Origin of the sequence: Flavobacterium artemisiae (assembly GCF_042678225.1) — a bacterium.
GTDB lineage: Bacteria > Bacteroidota > Bacteroidia > Flavobacteriales > Flavobacteriaceae > Flavobacterium > Flavobacterium artemisiae.
On record NZ_JBHUDZ010000016.1, the window covers coordinates 271,920 to 289,153 of the forward strand.

A 17,234-nucleotide genomic window follows, 5' to 3' on the forward strand; every position below is an offset into this window, starting at 1 on the left:
AATTTGTGGCGAACCCATTTTTTTTATTTTACGAAGAAATTGATTGTTCTGCTCATAGAATCTCCGTCAGCATCTTTTACTGTGATGACAAACGATGAAAAACCTTTATCAGAAGCTGTAAACTGAATTTCTTTTCCTTTTAAACTCACTTTTCCTTTTTTTACTTCAGAAAAAGTGTAAACTGGTTTGTTCTCAAATCCTTTGAAATAATCTGAAGCCGTTAAAACCTTTTTATCTTTTAAACTAATAAAATAATGAGGTTGTGCTAACCAATCCAAATAATTATCCAATTGCGTAAATCCGTCTTTATCGGTATCTGAATTCGCATCTGAGAAATCTCCGGCTGGTGAATTTTCATTTAAACTAAAAGCTTTTTCCCACCAGTTCGGCAATCCGTCATGATCGGTATCCCAATCTGCAGGACGTATTTCTGACGGAAAATTTGGCCATCCGCCTGCGTCTTGTTCGTTGTCAATCATTCCGCCTAAACCGCTTTTGCTTCCTTTAAAAGTAAAAGTACCTTTTAAAGTTTCATCTATAATTCGGTTGTCATGTTTGTCAAAATATGGCTGATTTGCACCAACATCTGAAAGTACATTTTTATAAGCTCCTTTTGCTGATTGAGTTTCTACGTAAGAATCAAAAAATGGTTTATCAACGAATGTTTCATAGTTCACCATTTCTTTATTTGTAACCGTCATTTTTCGCCCTTTGTCCTGATTTTTTTCATCAAAATAACCCGGCATCACATTTCCATCAAAGAAATAACGTTGCATTCCCTTTCCAACTCCTTCGTGTTGTGCATTTAACGCCACAAAAATCTTAGTCGATGCTCCCGGTTTATAATAGTTATTTACGAAATTTACTTCGTTTGCACCACCGTCTGTTGTACGGGTTCCCCAGTTATAAACGACATTGTTTCGAATATCCAATCTTCCAGTGTAGAATCCGTCACCACTTAAACCACCTCCAATACTCCAGTTTCTTCCCTGATTGTGCGCCAGTAAATTGTGGTGAAAACTTCCGATATCACCGCCAATTGTAGCCGCATATCCGTGCATTTTTCCAGCTTCGTATTTATCATGTCCTGCCACATTTAAAGCTTCAGAAATTAAAGTTCTTTGTAACGTAATATGATGTGCCCCACGCGAACTAAACGATTCATCAATCGTCCAGCTGATCGAGCAATGGTCTATAATGCTATAATTGGCACCTGTAAGTCCCATTCCATCATAGGTTTTTCCGCCCCCTATTCTGACTTTCAAAAATCGGATTACACCGTCATTTCCGGTTAGTCCGATTGGTGCTCTTGAAATGGTAATTCCTTCACCTGGAGCTGTTTGTCCAGCAATCGTAATATACGGCTGATTTACAACCAATCTATCATTCAGTTTAATATTTCCAGAAACATTAAAAACGATAGTTCTCGGTCCAATTTCCTGATTTACTGCATCACGTAAACTTCCTGGTCCGCTGTCGTTTAAGTTGGTAACTTCAACCACTTTTCCGCCTCTTCCTCCAACTGCAAAACGACCGTATCCTTCTGCATCAGAAAAAGCCAGTTGCGCTGGTTTAAACGACCACACATTTCCTAAAGTTTCCTGACCGCTGTTGTCAATTTCGTCCACTCTCCAATAATACGTTGAACCGCTGTATAAATCAGAAACCGAGAAATTTTTATCTGTTAATTTTCCTTTGAATTCTTTTGAAGATTCGGTTGCGTTTGCGACAGCACTTTGATCCAAACCAAAATACAATTTATGTGCAACTACGTTTTTTGGAGCGTCCCATTTTAAAATCACATTTTTTGTAACTTCAACATGTTCGTCTCTGTTTGCAGGTTGCGGAGAACGAGCCTGATTCATCAAATTGGGTGTATCAATTTCAAAACCATTGATTACAATTTGTTTTACGATATCTGGATTTGAAGTCGGATCGATTTCAAAACGAATGATTACGTCTTTACCTTTTTCCGCATTGAATGTAATGTAAGCCATCGATGCATCTACTTTTGCATTAGCTCTCTGACTAGCGTTTACTGTTTCTTGTAATTTCCCGTTTACGAAGATTTTAATCGGAGAAAAAGTCTTTCCAGTAATCACATCAAATGCATTATGAAAAGTCAAAAGCGTGTGTTTCCCTTCTTTTAAACCGCTGATTTTAAGTTCTAAATTTTCAGCTGTAATTAATCCGTCAGCGCCTAATTTATTGTAAAAAGGAGCACTCATTCCTACTTTGTACCATTTTGAAGTAAAGTTTCCTTTTAATTTAAAAGACAAATTATTAAATGATTTTTCAGCTTCTTTTGCTTCATTAATAACCCACGAATCATAACTTGGATCGTGCACTTCTTCTAATCTTCTCTGAAAAAAGTCAAAATCGACTTTTACAATTTGTTTATCAGTATTTTGTGCTTGTCCATTAGTTGCCAAAAGCATCGCCAGAACTGAAGCACTTAGTAATTTCTTAATCATTTTTTTGTGGTAATAGTTAGTTTAATTTTTTCTGATTCTGATTTTCCAATCAGATTTATAATGTCTTTTTTTCTTTCTTCTGGAATTACTTTTAAAACCTTTATTTCTCCATTAATCAATTCGGCTTCAATCGTAGTATTTTGTTTAGCATGTAATTTAAAATGGACGTTCCAATCTTTTGGCCAAGCCGGAAAAAGATAGATTTTGCCATCGGCTTCCTGCAAAAGCATTTCCTGCATGCCGATCATACCCGAACCGCCCCAGTTATGATCAGGAACCCAGTCAAATCCCGGTCCCCAAAAGGCAGGAAAACGTCTTTCTGAATTCGCCATTTTCAGCAGATTGTATTTTTTGGCTTCTTCGGTTAAACCCAATCGAGCCGAAAAAATATTATCCTGTTTCCATCCAATATGACTTCTGAATTTAATGGCATCCGAATCGTATTTCCATGTATTTAAAGCCGTTTCTAAATCCGGTTTTCCTACGCCGTAGATTCCCCAAGGATAAACGGGATACAATTGCGGAACTTCTGAATTATTTATTCTTTCCCATGTTTTCGCCGGAACTAAAACTTTATGATTTTCAATCTGTCCGAAATTCAAAAGCGGAATTCTATTTTGAAATGATTTTAAATATTCTGAATCTTCTTTAGACAACTCATTTGTAGAAAGGTTTAAAAGACTTTCTGTAATAACTTGCAAAGCCGAAATAGTACTATTCGAATTATTGGTCATTTTATAAGTCTCTGCACCCGAACCTGGAAAAAGGACTAATTTCCCATTCCCGTCTAATGCTTTTCTACCTCTTTGTTTGGCTAAATATTGATAATGTTCATCGAAAAAACGCAAACAACTAATAATAAATTGATTGTACTTCTGAATATTTTCTCCAGCATATTCCTTTTGTTGAAGCATCATTTGGCAGAATTCCAAAACGGTGTCCCATTCGTATTCCAGCCACGCATTGTATTCCATTCCCGGATCGTAATCTGCTGGACGTTTCCATTCGTATTCTGCTGGATTTGGCAATCCGAAATTTTCTAATTGTTCTGTGAATGATGCGCCATTATGCTTCCAATATACTTTCGAGCGTAATTCAGCATTTTTTTGAAGACTTACATAATAATCCAATTGCGATTTCATCATATCAAAATCACCGCTTTTTACCATCGGAAAATAAACCAATCGCTGATTTTGAGCCGTCATCGTTCCTCCGCCCCAATTTCTAAAATCGGGGGTAAAATTCAAGTCTTTATTGGTGTAAACAGGATCAACGGTAAACAATCCCCCGTTGAATTTCGTTGGATATTTTCCGTACGCATTGCATCCAAGCATATAACGGAACAACTGATAATTCTGTCCGATTTGATAAACAGAATCTTTTTCAATCGATTGATTTTTTTGTGTAAAAATAAAACTGCGGTTCCAGAAAGTATTCCACCATTTTATTGTGTTTTTTTCGGCTTGTTTGAAATTATTTTTATTTGAAGAAACCAAACTTTTCAAACCATTATTCCAAGTCGAAAAATCTGATTGATTGGTGTTTAAATAAATTTCTAACGAATGATTTTTTGAAGGTTTTATACTCGTCAAATTAAAACCTTTAAAATTGGTATCCTGATATTTTCCTAAATAAGTTCCGTCTGGTTTAAGGTTATCGCCTTTCATGAATCCGCCGAAAGTTAAATTGGCGATCGGGTTCATCATTTGATCTTTAACCGATTCCATTTTCTGCTGTTTTACCGCAACATTAAAAACGGTTTGTTCACGGTTTCGGTGATAAAATTTAAGTCCGTTATTTTCAAAAGCGATTGAATCTTTAAAAATTACAACATCTCCCTGAGGTGCCCATTTATAAGAATTGGCATTATTTTCTTTTCCTTTTGAAATTCGGTTCTGATAACGCCAGCTTTCATAAGAAGCGGTCATTTTCAACGGATTTTTACTTTCTAAATCAACATGAATAATGGGTTTAAAAACATCCACCCAAAGTTTGATTTTAGTATCATTTTGTCCAACTAAAATATAACCGTCTTTTAATTTTAATTCCTGACGAAAACCTTCTTTTCCCTCAAATGGATTTGGAGATAAAGAAACTCTCACACGACCTAATTTCAATAAAGTATTATGCTCGTCAAAAGTTCCGCTTCGTGAAAAATAGAAATACAAATCTCCTTTTTCTACCCAAATATTCATACCAATGTCACCGCCTCCCAAAGGCATTGATTCTGATGAATTTGTGCTTTGCGTTGTCCAGACTTGGTTGTAATTATCGAGCGCAGGAATTTGCGCTTTGATGCAAAACGTGATGAAGAAAGAAAATAGAAGTATTAAATTTTTCAACTTATTAATTTTATATAGAATACTATTATTGAACCATATAAGTCATATAAGATAATTTAAGTTATTCCTTAAATGTCGAACTTATATTTACTTAAACACAAGCCAAACGCAAAGCTTATATTTTCTTATATGACTTATATGGTTTGAAAAAATCTACCATTCATCAGTCCTAAACGAAGAAACCGGCAAACCTCCTGCACTAAACAATTCCGCTTTTGCGAAATCTTTCCATAAATATCTTACTGCAACTGGATTTTTCACTTTATCTGATGTTAAAACCACTGATTTTCTTCTTACTACGGTTTTTGCAGGATAAAAAACTTTGTCTGCACCTGCAATTTCAAAACCTAAAACTTCTTTATCGTAAGAAGTAATTCCGTTTGCCACATCATCAAAAGAAACGGTTACAGCGCCATCTTTAATTTCCATCGATTTGTATTTCGGACTTTCGAATTCGAAACCTTCGATTCCGTAAGTTCTTGCCAAAGCCTGAAAAGCGAGACGATTTCCGCCTTTTTCTTTGTCCATTGGGTGAATATTATTTTCTTCTCCAACGTCCATTAAAACTGCCATTGCCAAATTCGGAATTTCCTTTGAAGCCTTAAACTGCGCCTCTCTCAAATAAGCCGAATTGTATTTTTCTAAATAATCTTTTGGATGAAACGAAGCATAATTAAACGGTGCAATTTGAGCGAAATAAAAAGGAAATTCTCCCTGATTCCACATTGTTCTCCAACTGCTTACCATTTTCTTCATCAAAGACGTGTATTCACTTGCTCTTTCATAATTTGATTCTCCCTGATACCAAATACAGCCTTTTATTCCGTAGCCGATTACTGGCGAAAGCATTCCGTTATACAAAGTAGTTGGAACACGATTTGGGTCTTTTGCTAATTCTTCTTTTGTGGTCGGGATTTTAGCGCTGGCAAAATCTTTCAGCATTTCCTTATTCATCCATGCTTCCATGCTTGAACCTCCGTACGAAACATGTATCAATCCAACCGGAACATTTAAAACTTCCTGCAAAAGCGAACCAAAATACCAAGCCGTCGCACTAAAGTTTGAAGTTGATTTTGGAGAAGCTTCTTCCCATTTTCCTTCAAAATCCTCTTTTGGTTCGAGAACAGTCGCACGTGGAATCGTAATTAAACGAATGTTTTTATTGGTTGATCTTACGATTATTTCGTTTCCATTTTTCACGGGTTGTCCCTGAAATCCTTTCAAGGGCATTTCCATATTAGATTGTCCTGAACAAAGCCAAACTTCACCGATTAAAATGTTCTTTATCGTTACTTTTTCCGTTCCTTCTGTTACTTCAATTGTAAATGGTCCGCCAAATGATGGCGTTAGCAATGCTGTTTTCCATTTACCCGAAGTATCGGCTTTTGTTTTGTAAATTTTAGAATCCCATGATGTTTTTATGGTTACATTGGCATTCTTTTCTGCCCAGCCCCAAATTGGTGCGTTTGATTTTTGCTGTAACATCATATTGTCGGAAAACAATGCCGGCAGTTTGATTTTTGCATTGATTTGAAGGCTTGCGAAAACCATTAAAATTGCAATAATTGATTTTTTCATTTTTTATATTATTTATTTTTTTGCCACAGATTAAAAGGATTATTTGGATTTTTTTTCGACACGACCCGAGCAATAGCGAACGGGCGAAGCAATTCACGAATTATTCTATCCTGTACCTATTTAGCCTCAGTTTTATCAATTGCCTCCAGCTTTAGCTGGAGGTTATAATGTTTCAACTTCCTGGGCTTTAACCAAATTCTTCGTTTGGCTAAAGCCTTTTATCTTATATTGCTTCTAAACCTCCAGCTAAAGCTGGAGGCAATTCATACTTTTTACATTATTCACAAAAAAAAATCTGTGAAAATCCTTTATCCCGATAGCTATCGGGAGTGGCAAAACTTTATTTTTCTTTTACAATACTTACCGGCCCTAACAATCCTGCTTTCAACAATGGATTTCCTTCCAATCGAAATGGCGCTGTTGTCCATGTTAACCTTTCTTCTTTTGGTAATTTTTGATCACCAATTAAACGGTTTGCCCACGTATTTGTGACTTTTATTACGATTGTATTTTTTCCTTTTTGTAATGCTTGTGAAATGTCTGTTTTGAATGGAAAAGTCCAAAGCGTTCCACAGTCCTTTCCATTAATTGAAATCTCTGCCATATTCGAAATTTCACCTAAATCAAGCCAGATTTTGTTAGTCTCTTTTCCTTTCCAAATAAACTCTTTTTTGTAAATAACAGTTCCAGAATAATACTTAATCTGATCATTTTCTGAAGTACTCCAATCAAAAAGTTTATTAGTTTTTACAACTTCTTTTGGACCTTTGAATTCTGGATCAAACTGCATTTCCCAATTTTCATCTAAAACCTGAACTTTTTCAAATTCAGCTGTTTTTCCTTGAGCTAAAGCTTCTTTCGTTTTTTCTTTAAAAACCACAAAACCAGATTCGTTAGCCTCTAAAGTTAAGAAAACAATTGTTCTGCCATTTTCTATTTTCCAATTGGCTAAAGCCGAAGTTTTGTCCGTAACTGGATTGTACCATTGCGGAACTTTTCCAACTATTCTAAATGAAGCTTCAAATTTTCTCTTTTCCGCTTTTTGATTTGAAAGGAAATATAGTTCTTCATTGTCTACTTTTCTGTGCGCCCAAGCAATCGTTTCTGAATCGGCTCGGTTTAAATTTGGAAAATAAACATCTTGTGTAATTCCGATTGAAGCAAAATCATTTCCTAAATAAGGCAATTTGACAACCGTTCCTTTTCCGATTTTCCATGTAGAAGAATTAGCGTTCTTCCAGATTTCATCAATCATATTCTGCCATTTCGTTTGATCGGCTTCTGATTGAATTCCTGGCTGAATATTTGGTTTTTCATCCACAAAAATCGTTGCTCCGTCTTTTAGCAATTTCAGGATTTTTTCGGCTGAGGTCAAAGACAAAATCTTATTAGGTGCCATTTTATGACTTCCCGGAAACAGTAAAGCGCCGTATTCTATTCCGCCTTCAAAAGTTACTTTTCCGTTTAGCACTTTTGCTCTGTTGATTAAAACATCGGCATTAAAAGAATCATATTGATAACCATTTAGTGGATTGATCCATTGCGATAAATCAGTTATATTTTTAGAATACGTCACTTCTTTTGGCATTTTTGCCGTTGGCTGACCTTCATTTTCTAAACGGATTTTCTCGCTTTCCAGCCTTTCTTTTCCAAACACATTCGGAATAAAAGGCACTAATCGATCTGGAACAAAAGAACGCGAAGGAAAATCTTCTCCAATAAAAACTGCCAAATCAATTACAGGTTTTCCTTTTTGCAATTGAAACTGAACTCTTTGGCAATAATCAAACCACGCTTTTCCGGGTTTCCACCAAGTTTGGTCTCTTTGGAAAAAAGTTCCAATATCGTCTAAAGTCATTCCCGGTTTTCTATCCGTCCACGGATTATGAACAAAAACGTGATAAAACAAACGGTTAATTCCTAAAGCATAATTTCGGTCTGCTGTAGTTTTTAAGTTTCCTGGATGTTCGTCCCAATCCATTCTCAAAGCCGTGAAAGATTCTGCCTGAATAATATCTTTTCCGTAAATATGTCCGCCTGAAATAGCATCTACCATATCAAAAGGTTTGTCGTGTGTTGGGCTTTTCAACCAAAATTCACCACCCGGATAGTCGACATATTTATAATGCAATAAAGCATCGCTCATCATGGTTGGCGCAACGTTTTCTGAACTCAATTTTACATGGTATTCTTTAGCAATTTGAGCAACTGTTCCGTAAAAATTATCGGCAACTAATTCCGAAATTGTCTTACGGACATCATATAAAACTTTCTCCGAAAAATCAGCACTTTCTATCGGAATTCCAGCCATTACTGGAAGATATTCGACAAGATCATAACCGCGTCTCTTTTTAAATTCGTCTCTAAAAACCGAAGACCAGTTTTGGCTTCCACATTCCCAACTGTCAAAATGAAGGATTTCTAACACTTTTGAAGTCAGTTCCGGTCCTGCAGAACTAACCGCTTCTCCAAACCAATGATCCAATTGAAAACGAATTAATTCCGGATTGAATTTATCTACTTCTAATCCTTTTCCTGCTCCACCCGTTGCATTTTCGTGTCCTGTTGAAGTATGTCCCATTCGGATAATTTTCCATTTTCCTTTTGGAGCTTTCCAATTCAGATTTCCATCAGCATCCACAAAACTCGAAATATTGATGATTTCTGACTTTTTGAATGCGTCTTTATTCGGAATTTCTTTTTCTGTAGTTTGTGGAGTCAAACGCCAAATTGCTCCTGATTTTCCTTCGTAATTATTGATTAACGACTGATTTGAAAGCGTAATTTTACTCACTTTCAGGTTTTGTTTCCATTTCGCAAAATCCAAATCTTCCGCCCCTGGCTCAGTTCCTACTGGATCATACACAAATCTAAAATATTTTGCTGTAACTGGCGCAATGGTATGTGTGTTTGGAAAATCCATATCCTGCCAGCCGTGGCGTGGCGCAATCAGTCTTTCGTGGAATCTAAAATGAACTCCATCATCACTCACTTCCACAATCAGACGCTGTGCCTGATAATCTCTTCCTTTGGTTTCAATTACAATAGATTTGCAAGTAAAAGGCTGTGCAAATTCGTACTGAATCCAACCTGCATCTGCAAACTTAAAGTTTTCATCTTTTTTAGGATCAGTTAAAAATGAAGCATCTGTATTGTTTGATGTCGTAACTTTTGGTAATTGAATTTGTGATGTAGTCTGATATTCTTTTATCGGAATGGCAAAAGTTGCAATGTCTTTATAATACTCTTTATAATGCTCTGGAACTGGCAGTTTTGAAGCTACTTTTTTTCCTCCTAAAATTTCAGTTGTCGACCAAACCACTCTTTGCATCGACATTTCTGGTGTAATCCACGGCCCTCCTGCAACGGCAAATCCGTCTGCTCCGTGAAAAGCCAATTTCAAACCCAAACGATCTGCTTCTTTAAAAGCCCAATGAATCATATCCCAAAATTCAGGCGTCAACTGCAAAACCGGCGGATCAATTAATGGCGGATTGGCTGGCCCTTTGATGGTCATTAAATAAGCACCCGCAATTCCTGCTTGTTTCATGGCTTCTAAATCGGCTGTGATTCCGACTTTTGAGTACGCCGATTTCATCCAATACCAATACACCCAAGGTTTGGAAGATTCTAATGTTGGCTGAAAAGTTACTTTTTTATGAACTTCCTGCGCAGAGACGATGCTTGCGAGAAGGAGAATAAAAAAGAGGTGTTTTTTTTGAAACATTTTTGTTGTTTTATTTTGTTTTAAACCCGACAGGTTTTGGAAACTTGTCGGGTTTGTTCATTTTATGACATGGCCAATGGTTTCAACCATTGGGACGCAACGTGACTAAACGTTACGTTTCCCAAGGTTGAAACCTTGGGCTATATTTGAAAATCTGTCGAATCTTCAAAATCTGCGGAAAAATTTTACTCTCGCAGATTTTGCAGATTTAGGGGATTTTTTACGTCTGATACCGCTTTCTTTGTCATTTCGACGAAGGAGAAAACTTCGCAAGAAGCTCTACAAAGATTGGTTTTTCTTTGCGGAGTTACTTGTGGAGATTTGCTTCGCCTGTTCGCTATCGCTCGGGTCTCGTTCCTCGAAATGACAAACTGTATCTTTTAATTTTTAATTCATGTAAATACAAATACCTAACAGGTTTTAAAACCTGTTAGGATACTCATAACTTCTTAATACTTAAACTTCTTCAAACTACCTTCTAATCCATTCTTCGAACCGCTAAAAGGCGTTAAATAAAAACTATACTGATAATTTCCAGATTTAATCTGATATTGTTCAATTGGCTGTGCTACAATCGTCCAGCTGTCATTTCCACCAACTCCCATTTGAATTAAATCGATGTTTAACGTCAAAAATCCTGGGTCTTTTAAATCGTAGGTATGACCAGATGCACTTAGGTTTTCTTGTGTGTATGGCCAAGCGCTCATGCTTAGAACTTTGTTATCATTTAATACTAAAAAACCTTGGTTTTTCTGAGGCGTTGTCAATGCCATCCATCTTACGTCGCATCGGTTTCCGTTTTCTTGTGGTTTTGGATAATGTTCTATAAAATCATTAATTGGCAATGAATATTTCCCAACGAACGAGCCAAAACTTCTGTCGCTGTAATTTTCCAATTCACCTTTTCCATACCAAGAAATCTGATCGAATTTTCTTTGAACTCCCATCTGCATGCCGATTTTTGGAATGTTTGGCAATTTGTCCGACGCTTTTAAACTGTAATCTACTTTTATCACTCCGTCTGGGCTGATATTGTAAACTACATTTACGCTCGCACTATCTTTTATAATTTCGTAATCGCTTATAACCTTAATTTCAGAAGCCGATTTATCGATTTTTATATTAACTAATTTTGGTTTTGCCTTATACCATTGCTTCAACAGCTTTTGCGATTTCCAACCTCGTTTGTCGTTGTCTGTAAGCGGTCTCACGAAGTTAGGAAGTAACGGCGCAAAAACTTGTTCTTCTCCGTTGAAAACATACGAACTCAAAGCTCCGTTTGTTTTTCCAATTGTAATATCAAAAGTTTTTCCTTTGATTTTGAAATCTGAATCTGACTCAGAAACATTTAGAGTTTCTTTTTTATCATTCAAAACCAAAACTTCTTTCTTTTTCAACACAAACTGATCTTCCGCTACAGCGTAACCTTTTAACGCCCATAATTCATCCTTTGAAAGCTGGAATTCTATATTTAAAATATATTCAGCATCAGCTTTCATTTTTGGAAGATAGGAACTTACGTCTAAAGTCGTTGATTGTCCTGCTCCTACTTTTAATGGTTTTAAAATCTGAGTTTTGATAACATTTCCATTTTCTAATATTTTTAAAACTGGAATATAGCTTTCTAAAGATTTAACGGCGCTACGATTTTTGATTTCTAAAATATTTCCGTTTAAAGTTGAAATCGCTGGCTGATACACCCATTTATTCTCAAAAATCGAGCCTTTTGGTTTTCCGTTAGAATCTACAATTCCTTTTGTATTGAAGTTTCCATCATGGTATTTTTCGCCAAAATCTCCTCCGTGTGCAAAATAATTCTGACCCGATCTAGAATCAAATTTCACGATTCCCTGATCTTTAAATTCCCAAATACAACCTCCGATAACTCTTGGAAGCGAACGGAATTCATCCCACAATTCTTTTAAATTTCCAACTGAATTTCCCATGGCATGAGAATATTCTACAAAAATAATCGGACGAGTATCTTTCTTTTGATCTACTAAAAACTTCGGAGTGAAAACGCCCGGATAAAAACGACTGACCATATCGACATACGAATCGTCTTGCGGATTTTCGAATCGGTAAGCGTGATCGATGGTTTTTGGATATCTAGGATCAAGCGGATCGATATAACCGTCTAATTTTGCATTTCCCTGCGCCGGCTCGTAATGCACAGGACGTGTAATGTCGAAATCGTGAACCCAGCCTGACATTGCAGAATGATTTGGTCCTTTTCCGCCTTCATTACCCAAACTCCACACTACAACAGATGGATGATTTTTGTCACGCTCGACCATTCTGATCATTCTTTCCATATAAGCATTTGTCCAAAGCGGATCGTTGCTTAGTTTTCCGCCAATTCCGTGAGTTTCCTGATTCGCTTCGTCCATAACCATGATTCCGTATTGGTCGCATAATTCATAGAAATAAGGGTCGTTTGGATAATGACTGGTACGTATAAAATTGAAATTGAACTTTTTAATCGTAGTAATATCTTGTTTGATATCTTCTCTCGTAACGGCTTTTCCTCTTGTCGGATGATGATCGTGACGGTTTACGCCATACACATAAGTCTCTTTTCCGTTGATCAGCATTTTGCCATTTTCTTTTGAGAATTCAATCGAACGGAAACCAACTTTACAGCTTTTCGCTTCGGTAACATTTCCGTTTTTGTCTTTTATCGAAATCACCATCGTGTATAAATTCGGCTCTTCTGAACTCCATTTTTTAGGATTTTTGATGTTTTCCTGAAAGAATCCGAAACGAACATTATCCAGACGAGGATAACTTTCATTAATCAAATCAATCACAGGTCTTTGAAGCGGTTCTTTGAACATTGCCGTGTTATTGGCATCGTACAACTGAACGTTCATCATATAGTCTTTGATTTTTTCTCCCGTTAAATTTTCAACTTTTGGACGCAATTTGAAAATAGCATCTGTATATTGTTTGTCTAATTTGGTTTGAACAAAGAAATCCTGAATTCGCAGTTTCGGCTCAGCCATAATAAAAACTTCACGCTGGATTCCGCTCATACGCCAATGATCCTGATCTTCTAAATAAGAACCATCTGTCCAACGGATTACACGAACAGATATTACGTTTTCTCCAGCTTTTAAATATGGCGTAACATCAAATTCCGATGGCAGAAAACTGTCTTCTCCGTATCCTAAAAATTCTCCGTTTAACCAAACTTCAAAACCTGAACTTACGGCTCCGAAATGTAAAGTCACAGTCATATCCTTCCAATTTTCAGGAACGGTAAAACTTCTTTGGTAAGAGCCAACTCCGTTGTAATCTTTAGGAATATAAGGCGGATTTATAGGTCTAAAAGGATAAACGGCACTTTTGTAAATCGGGTTATCGTAGCCTTTCATTTCCCAGTTGGATGGCACTTCGATTTTATCCCAGCCTGAAACTGTGTTTTTATAGAAATCTTTATTCGCTTCTTTTAGGTTTACTGCGTATTTAAAGTTCCAATCGCCGTTCAGCATTTGAATTCGGCTTTTGGTTCTGTCGCCTTTTAAAGCGTCTTCAACGCTTGCGTACGAATACGCGGTTGCTCTTGATGGCTGTCTGTTGATGCTTGTTATTGTTGGATCTTCCCACGGTGCAAATTCATATTTTTTATGAAGTTCTGGAACTCCTGCAGGTTCTCCTGTTACGGATTGGGCCTGTATTGTGTAAGATGTGAATAGTAAAATGTAAAATGCATACGTCGCAAATCGAAATTTGAAAAATGGATTTTTGTATTTTGCTTTTGACGTTAACATTGGTTTTATATTTTGTTTCATTATAATTCGTTTCAATTGTCCCTACAGGACAAATTTGCTTTGGATTAATCTGTTGGCAACCGACCAATTTGCTACCAACCAAATACTCCTAGCGGAGTATTACCGTTACGACGTCTTACTTATCACGTTTAACATCTTACACTTAACTCAATTACTGTTTTTTCTTCTTCTCAGGCGGAGCCACAAAATTCAATTTGCTTTTTCCTAAATCTTTAGAAGTTGCAATTGCGATTCCTCTTTGTTCCGCTTTGTTTACTGCACAATAAAAATGATAAACCACGCCATCGTGTTTTACCACAAACGATTTATGAGCAAACATATCATCATAAGGTTCAGATGATTTAACTAAATCGTCGCCTTTCCAGTCTGTCCAGTTTACTAAATCATTTGAAACGGCGAAGCGGTTAAAGGCTCCTTGATTCCAACCTGTCCAAAAAGCTCCAAAATAGAACATCACCCAAGTATCATTAATTCGCTGAATATAAGCATCTCCCGAGATTCCTTTATGATGATTGATTAAGGGTTTATCGCCATAACGTTTCCATGTTTTCATATCGTTTGAAACCGCCATAGCAATGCGTTCTGCGCCTTTAGCTGGATTGATACTATCTCCACGGGCATTGTAATACATGATAAAATTATGTCCTGTCAATTTATCTTTATCACGAATCACACTGTTTTTGTACATTGTGCTATTATCCCACCATTTAGCATCTTTATCTTTTGGCGTTAAAACTGGATTTTCTAATCTTTGAAATTCGTGTGGTTTTGTCGGCGCTTCCTTAGTATAAGCCATTCCGATTGACAAAACGCCTGCTTCGTATCCTTTACTGTCTCCGCCAAAATAACTCATCCAGTATTTGTCTTCGTATTTTTTCCATTCGTAACTTCCGCCCCAAGTCATGTCTTGCAACGAAATATATCCTGCTTTTTGGTTGACATCCCAGTGTTTTTCATTTTCTGAGAACGACATCACTTTGCCTAGATGTTTCCAATCCAGTAAATTATCACTTTCTGCTAACCAGGTTTCGTAACCTCTTCCGTCATAAATTAAATACGTCATATACCATTTTCCGTCTTTTCTAAAAACGCTTGGGCAATCCATTTTATATGAGTTGTCTGTTGGCACCATCACCAAGCCGTATTTATAAGGCGTTTTTACTTCCTCGTAAATTTCCTGCATTACGCTATCGGTAATTTCTCTTTTCTTGTATTTGGTAGCACAGCTGGTTATGGCAAGTGCTGAAATGGTTAGGATTAGATACTTAATTTTCATTTTGCTTTGTGTATATTTTTGGTACGCTGATGACGCGGATTTACTTCGTAAAGACACGGATTGTCACGGATTTTTATTTTTTTCTCTTACTGATTTTGCAGATTTAGCTGATTTTTTTATCTGCTTGATCTGCAAAATCTGCGGGAAACTTTAATTTATTTTCTTTATTCAAATCAATAAAAATAAAATCTGCGTCAATCAGCGTCTTTATGAAGTAAATCCGTTTCATCCGCGTTCTATTTCTGCTCAATTATTTCTTCAATTCTTTTAATTTAGATTCCATCACGTCTTTGTTTAATTTTACTTTTACCATTCCTGTTGGATGAAATCTTCTTTTTAAATCAATTGCATTATAAACTATCGTATAAACATCATTTCCTTCTGGAATTAAGCACAATGGCGTTCTCATAATATCCCACCATTTATTTACTTTGGTTTCGATTGGTAAATAATGCGCTTCTGACCAATTTACGCCGTCTGCCGATAATGAATACCCAATCATATTTGGCAGATGATGTCCCCAGCCGTCTGGGCCTCCGTCGAAAATTGCTATATATAGACCATTAGGTAATTGACTTACGATTGGATTTTCAACAAACTGTGGATGAATACTTTTTATCGGTTCCAAACCTTTGTTCATTCGCAACCAAGGGCCTTCTAAACTTTTTGATTCGGCTAAAGCCACAAACCAGCCTTTTCCTGATTTCTTCGGATAATCTGCCCATGAACTGAACGGATAGGCTCCACTGTAAAATCCAAACCATTTGTCGCCAACCTGATACGGAAAAAATGAAGCTACACCCTGACGACCCTCCCATGGCTGAGAATCTAATCCTGGTTCCATAATGATTCCCATATCTTTATACGGACCTCCAATTCCATTGATTCCATCTACAGTCGATTCGCAACGCCAAATTCTTCCGAAAGAGTGATTTGGTTCTATTTCTTTACTAACAGTATACGCCAAATAATAGCCGTACCATTTGTTTGCTTTTTCATTGAAAACAGGCATATACGACCAAATTGCAGCACGGCGATCATTCATTGGATTATCATCTTCGGTTAAAGCGTAGACTCCGCTTGCTTGATAAATGGTTGATTCTCTTTTCCAGTGAATGGCATCTTTACTTGTCCAGTGTCCGATTTTGGTTTTTACACGATCATAATAATAATCAACACCTTTTTCTCCTGCTCTTTCAGTTGGAAACATATGATAGGTATCGCCTACTTTGACTACTCGTCCGCCTTCAAAACCTCCTTGAATTCCATCAGTCCCTGACATTCCTTCATCGATAACGGCTTTGTTTTCTCCGCCAATAATTTCAAAAAGCGGTTTTTCATCTGAAAATCCTTCTACAATAAATGTTGGGTTCCATAATTTTCCGTCTGGTAGTTCGGCATCTTGTACTCCTAATTTCTGATTGATTTTTAAAACACCCAAAACCGCGAACAATCCTTTTTGGTTTGGCAGAATAGTTTGAATTCCTTTTGCATAAGGAATTACATAAACATTAACTGGAGGTAAACCAGTAATCGTAACCGCATTTTCTAAAACTAAATAATTTTTATCAATTTTATTTGCTTGCAAATATTCATCACTTTTATCTTGAAAAACACCAACTAAAACCATTACACCTTCTTTAAACTTTAATTGTAATGGTGCATTGGTGCCGTTTTTATATTGGTTTAAAGGAAGTTCAACACCTGTCAATCCTTGCAATTCTGGAGCTAAACGAACAATATTGTGTTTGCTTCCTGAAAAAACATGAGCATATTGTGTGGTTTTGAATGTTTTATAATTGGATTTTATGATTTCAAAAGAGGCTGGTTTCCATGCTGTGTTTTGTGCTGTGAGTTGAATACAGAATGCCAGCGCAAATAAAATTGCTGTTTTTAATTTGAAATTGTATTTTGTAATTTTTGAAAACATATTGTTTTTTTATTTTTTTGAGCTTTTTTGTCATTTCGACGGAGGAGAAATCACACTAGGAATTCCGCAACAATTGTCGACAATATTTGTGGTTACGAGTGTGATTTCTCCTT

The 17,234-nt window shown here is 36.5% G+C and carries 8 protein-coding genes; all 8 read right to left on the reverse strand.

The features are described 5' to 3' along the window. Positions 1-23: 23 nt before the first annotated feature. Positions 24-2,474 (reverse strand): pectate lyase family protein, encoded by a 2,451-nt coding sequence (locus ACFSC2_RS17595; protein ID WP_379815648.1) that lies wholly within the window; start codon positions 2,472-2,474, stop codon positions 24-26. Then, the gene (locus ACFSC2_RS17600; protein WP_379815649.1) at positions 2,471-4,816 is read right to left on the reverse strand and encodes a DUF5703 domain-containing protein; all 2,346 of its coding nucleotides are present in this window, start codon (positions 4,814-4,816) and stop codon (positions 2,471-2,473) included. Before ACFSC2_RS17600 ends, ACFSC2_RS17595 begins: the two co-directional genes overlap by 4 nt. A 153-nt stretch (positions 4,817-4,969) precedes the next feature. Beyond that, positions 4,970-6,394: a sialate O-acetylesterase gene (locus tag ACFSC2_RS17605; RefSeq protein ID WP_379815650.1), complete on the reverse strand. Its 1,425-nt coding sequence runs from the start codon at positions 6,392-6,394 to the stop codon at positions 4,970-4,972. A 340-nt stretch (positions 6,395-6,734) separates the two neighbouring features. Then, positions 6,735-10,121: a glycosyl hydrolase gene (locus tag ACFSC2_RS17610; RefSeq protein ID WP_379815651.1), complete on the reverse strand. Its 3,387-nt coding sequence runs from the start codon at positions 10,119-10,121 to the stop codon at positions 6,735-6,737. A gap of 449 nt (positions 10,122-10,570) precedes the next feature. Beyond that, entirely contained in the window at positions 10,571-13,915 is a 3,345-nt protein-coding gene (locus ACFSC2_RS17615; protein WP_379815652.1) for a glycoside hydrolase family 2 TIM barrel-domain containing protein, read from the reverse strand. 151 nt (positions 13,916-14,066) lie between these two features. Beyond that, on the reverse strand, positions 14,067-15,191 hold the full coding sequence (locus tag ACFSC2_RS17620) for a glycoside hydrolase family protein (protein WP_379815653.1): 1,125 nt from the start codon (positions 15,189-15,191) through the stop codon (positions 14,067-14,069). 103 nt (positions 15,192-15,294) lie between these two features. Further along, positions 15,295-15,420: a hypothetical protein gene (locus tag ACFSC2_RS17625; protein WP_379818679.1), complete on the reverse strand. Its 126-nt coding sequence runs from the start codon at positions 15,418-15,420 to the stop codon at positions 15,295-15,297. 21 nt (positions 15,421-15,441) lie between these two features. Continuing rightward, entirely contained in the window at positions 15,442-17,121 is a 1,680-nt protein-coding gene (locus tag ACFSC2_RS17630) for a hypothetical protein (RefSeq protein WP_379815654.1), read from the reverse strand. Positions 17,122-17,234 lie beyond the last annotated feature (113 nt).

Excerpts from the sequence above, each read along its gene's own strand:
- ACFSC2_RS17595 (WP_379815648.1), bottom strand. The coding sequence starts at position 2,474 with ATGATTAAGAAATTACTAAGTGCTTCAGTTCTGGCGATGCTTTTGGCA.
- ACFSC2_RS17605 (WP_379815650.1), bottom strand. The coding sequence starts at position 6,394 with ATGAAAAAATCAATTATTGCAATTTTAATGGTTTTCGCAAGCCTTCAA.
- ACFSC2_RS17610 (WP_379815651.1), bottom strand. The coding sequence starts at position 10,121 with ATGTTTCAAAAAAAACACCTCTTTTTTATTCTCCTTCTCGCAAGCATC.
- ACFSC2_RS17615 (WP_379815652.1), bottom strand. The coding sequence starts at position 13,915 with ATGAAACAAAATATAAAACCAATGTTAACGTCAAAAGCAAAATACAAA.
- ACFSC2_RS17620 (WP_379815653.1), bottom strand. The coding sequence starts at position 15,191 with ATGAAAATTAAGTATCTAATCCTAACCATTTCAGCACTTGCCATAACC.
- ACFSC2_RS17625 (WP_379818679.1), bottom strand. The coding sequence starts at position 15,420 with ATGAAACGGATTTACTTCATAAAGACGCTGATTGACGCAGATTTTATT.
- ACFSC2_RS17630 (WP_379815654.1), bottom strand. The coding sequence starts at position 17,121 with ATGTTTTCAAAAATTACAAAATACAATTTCAAATTAAAAACAGCAATT.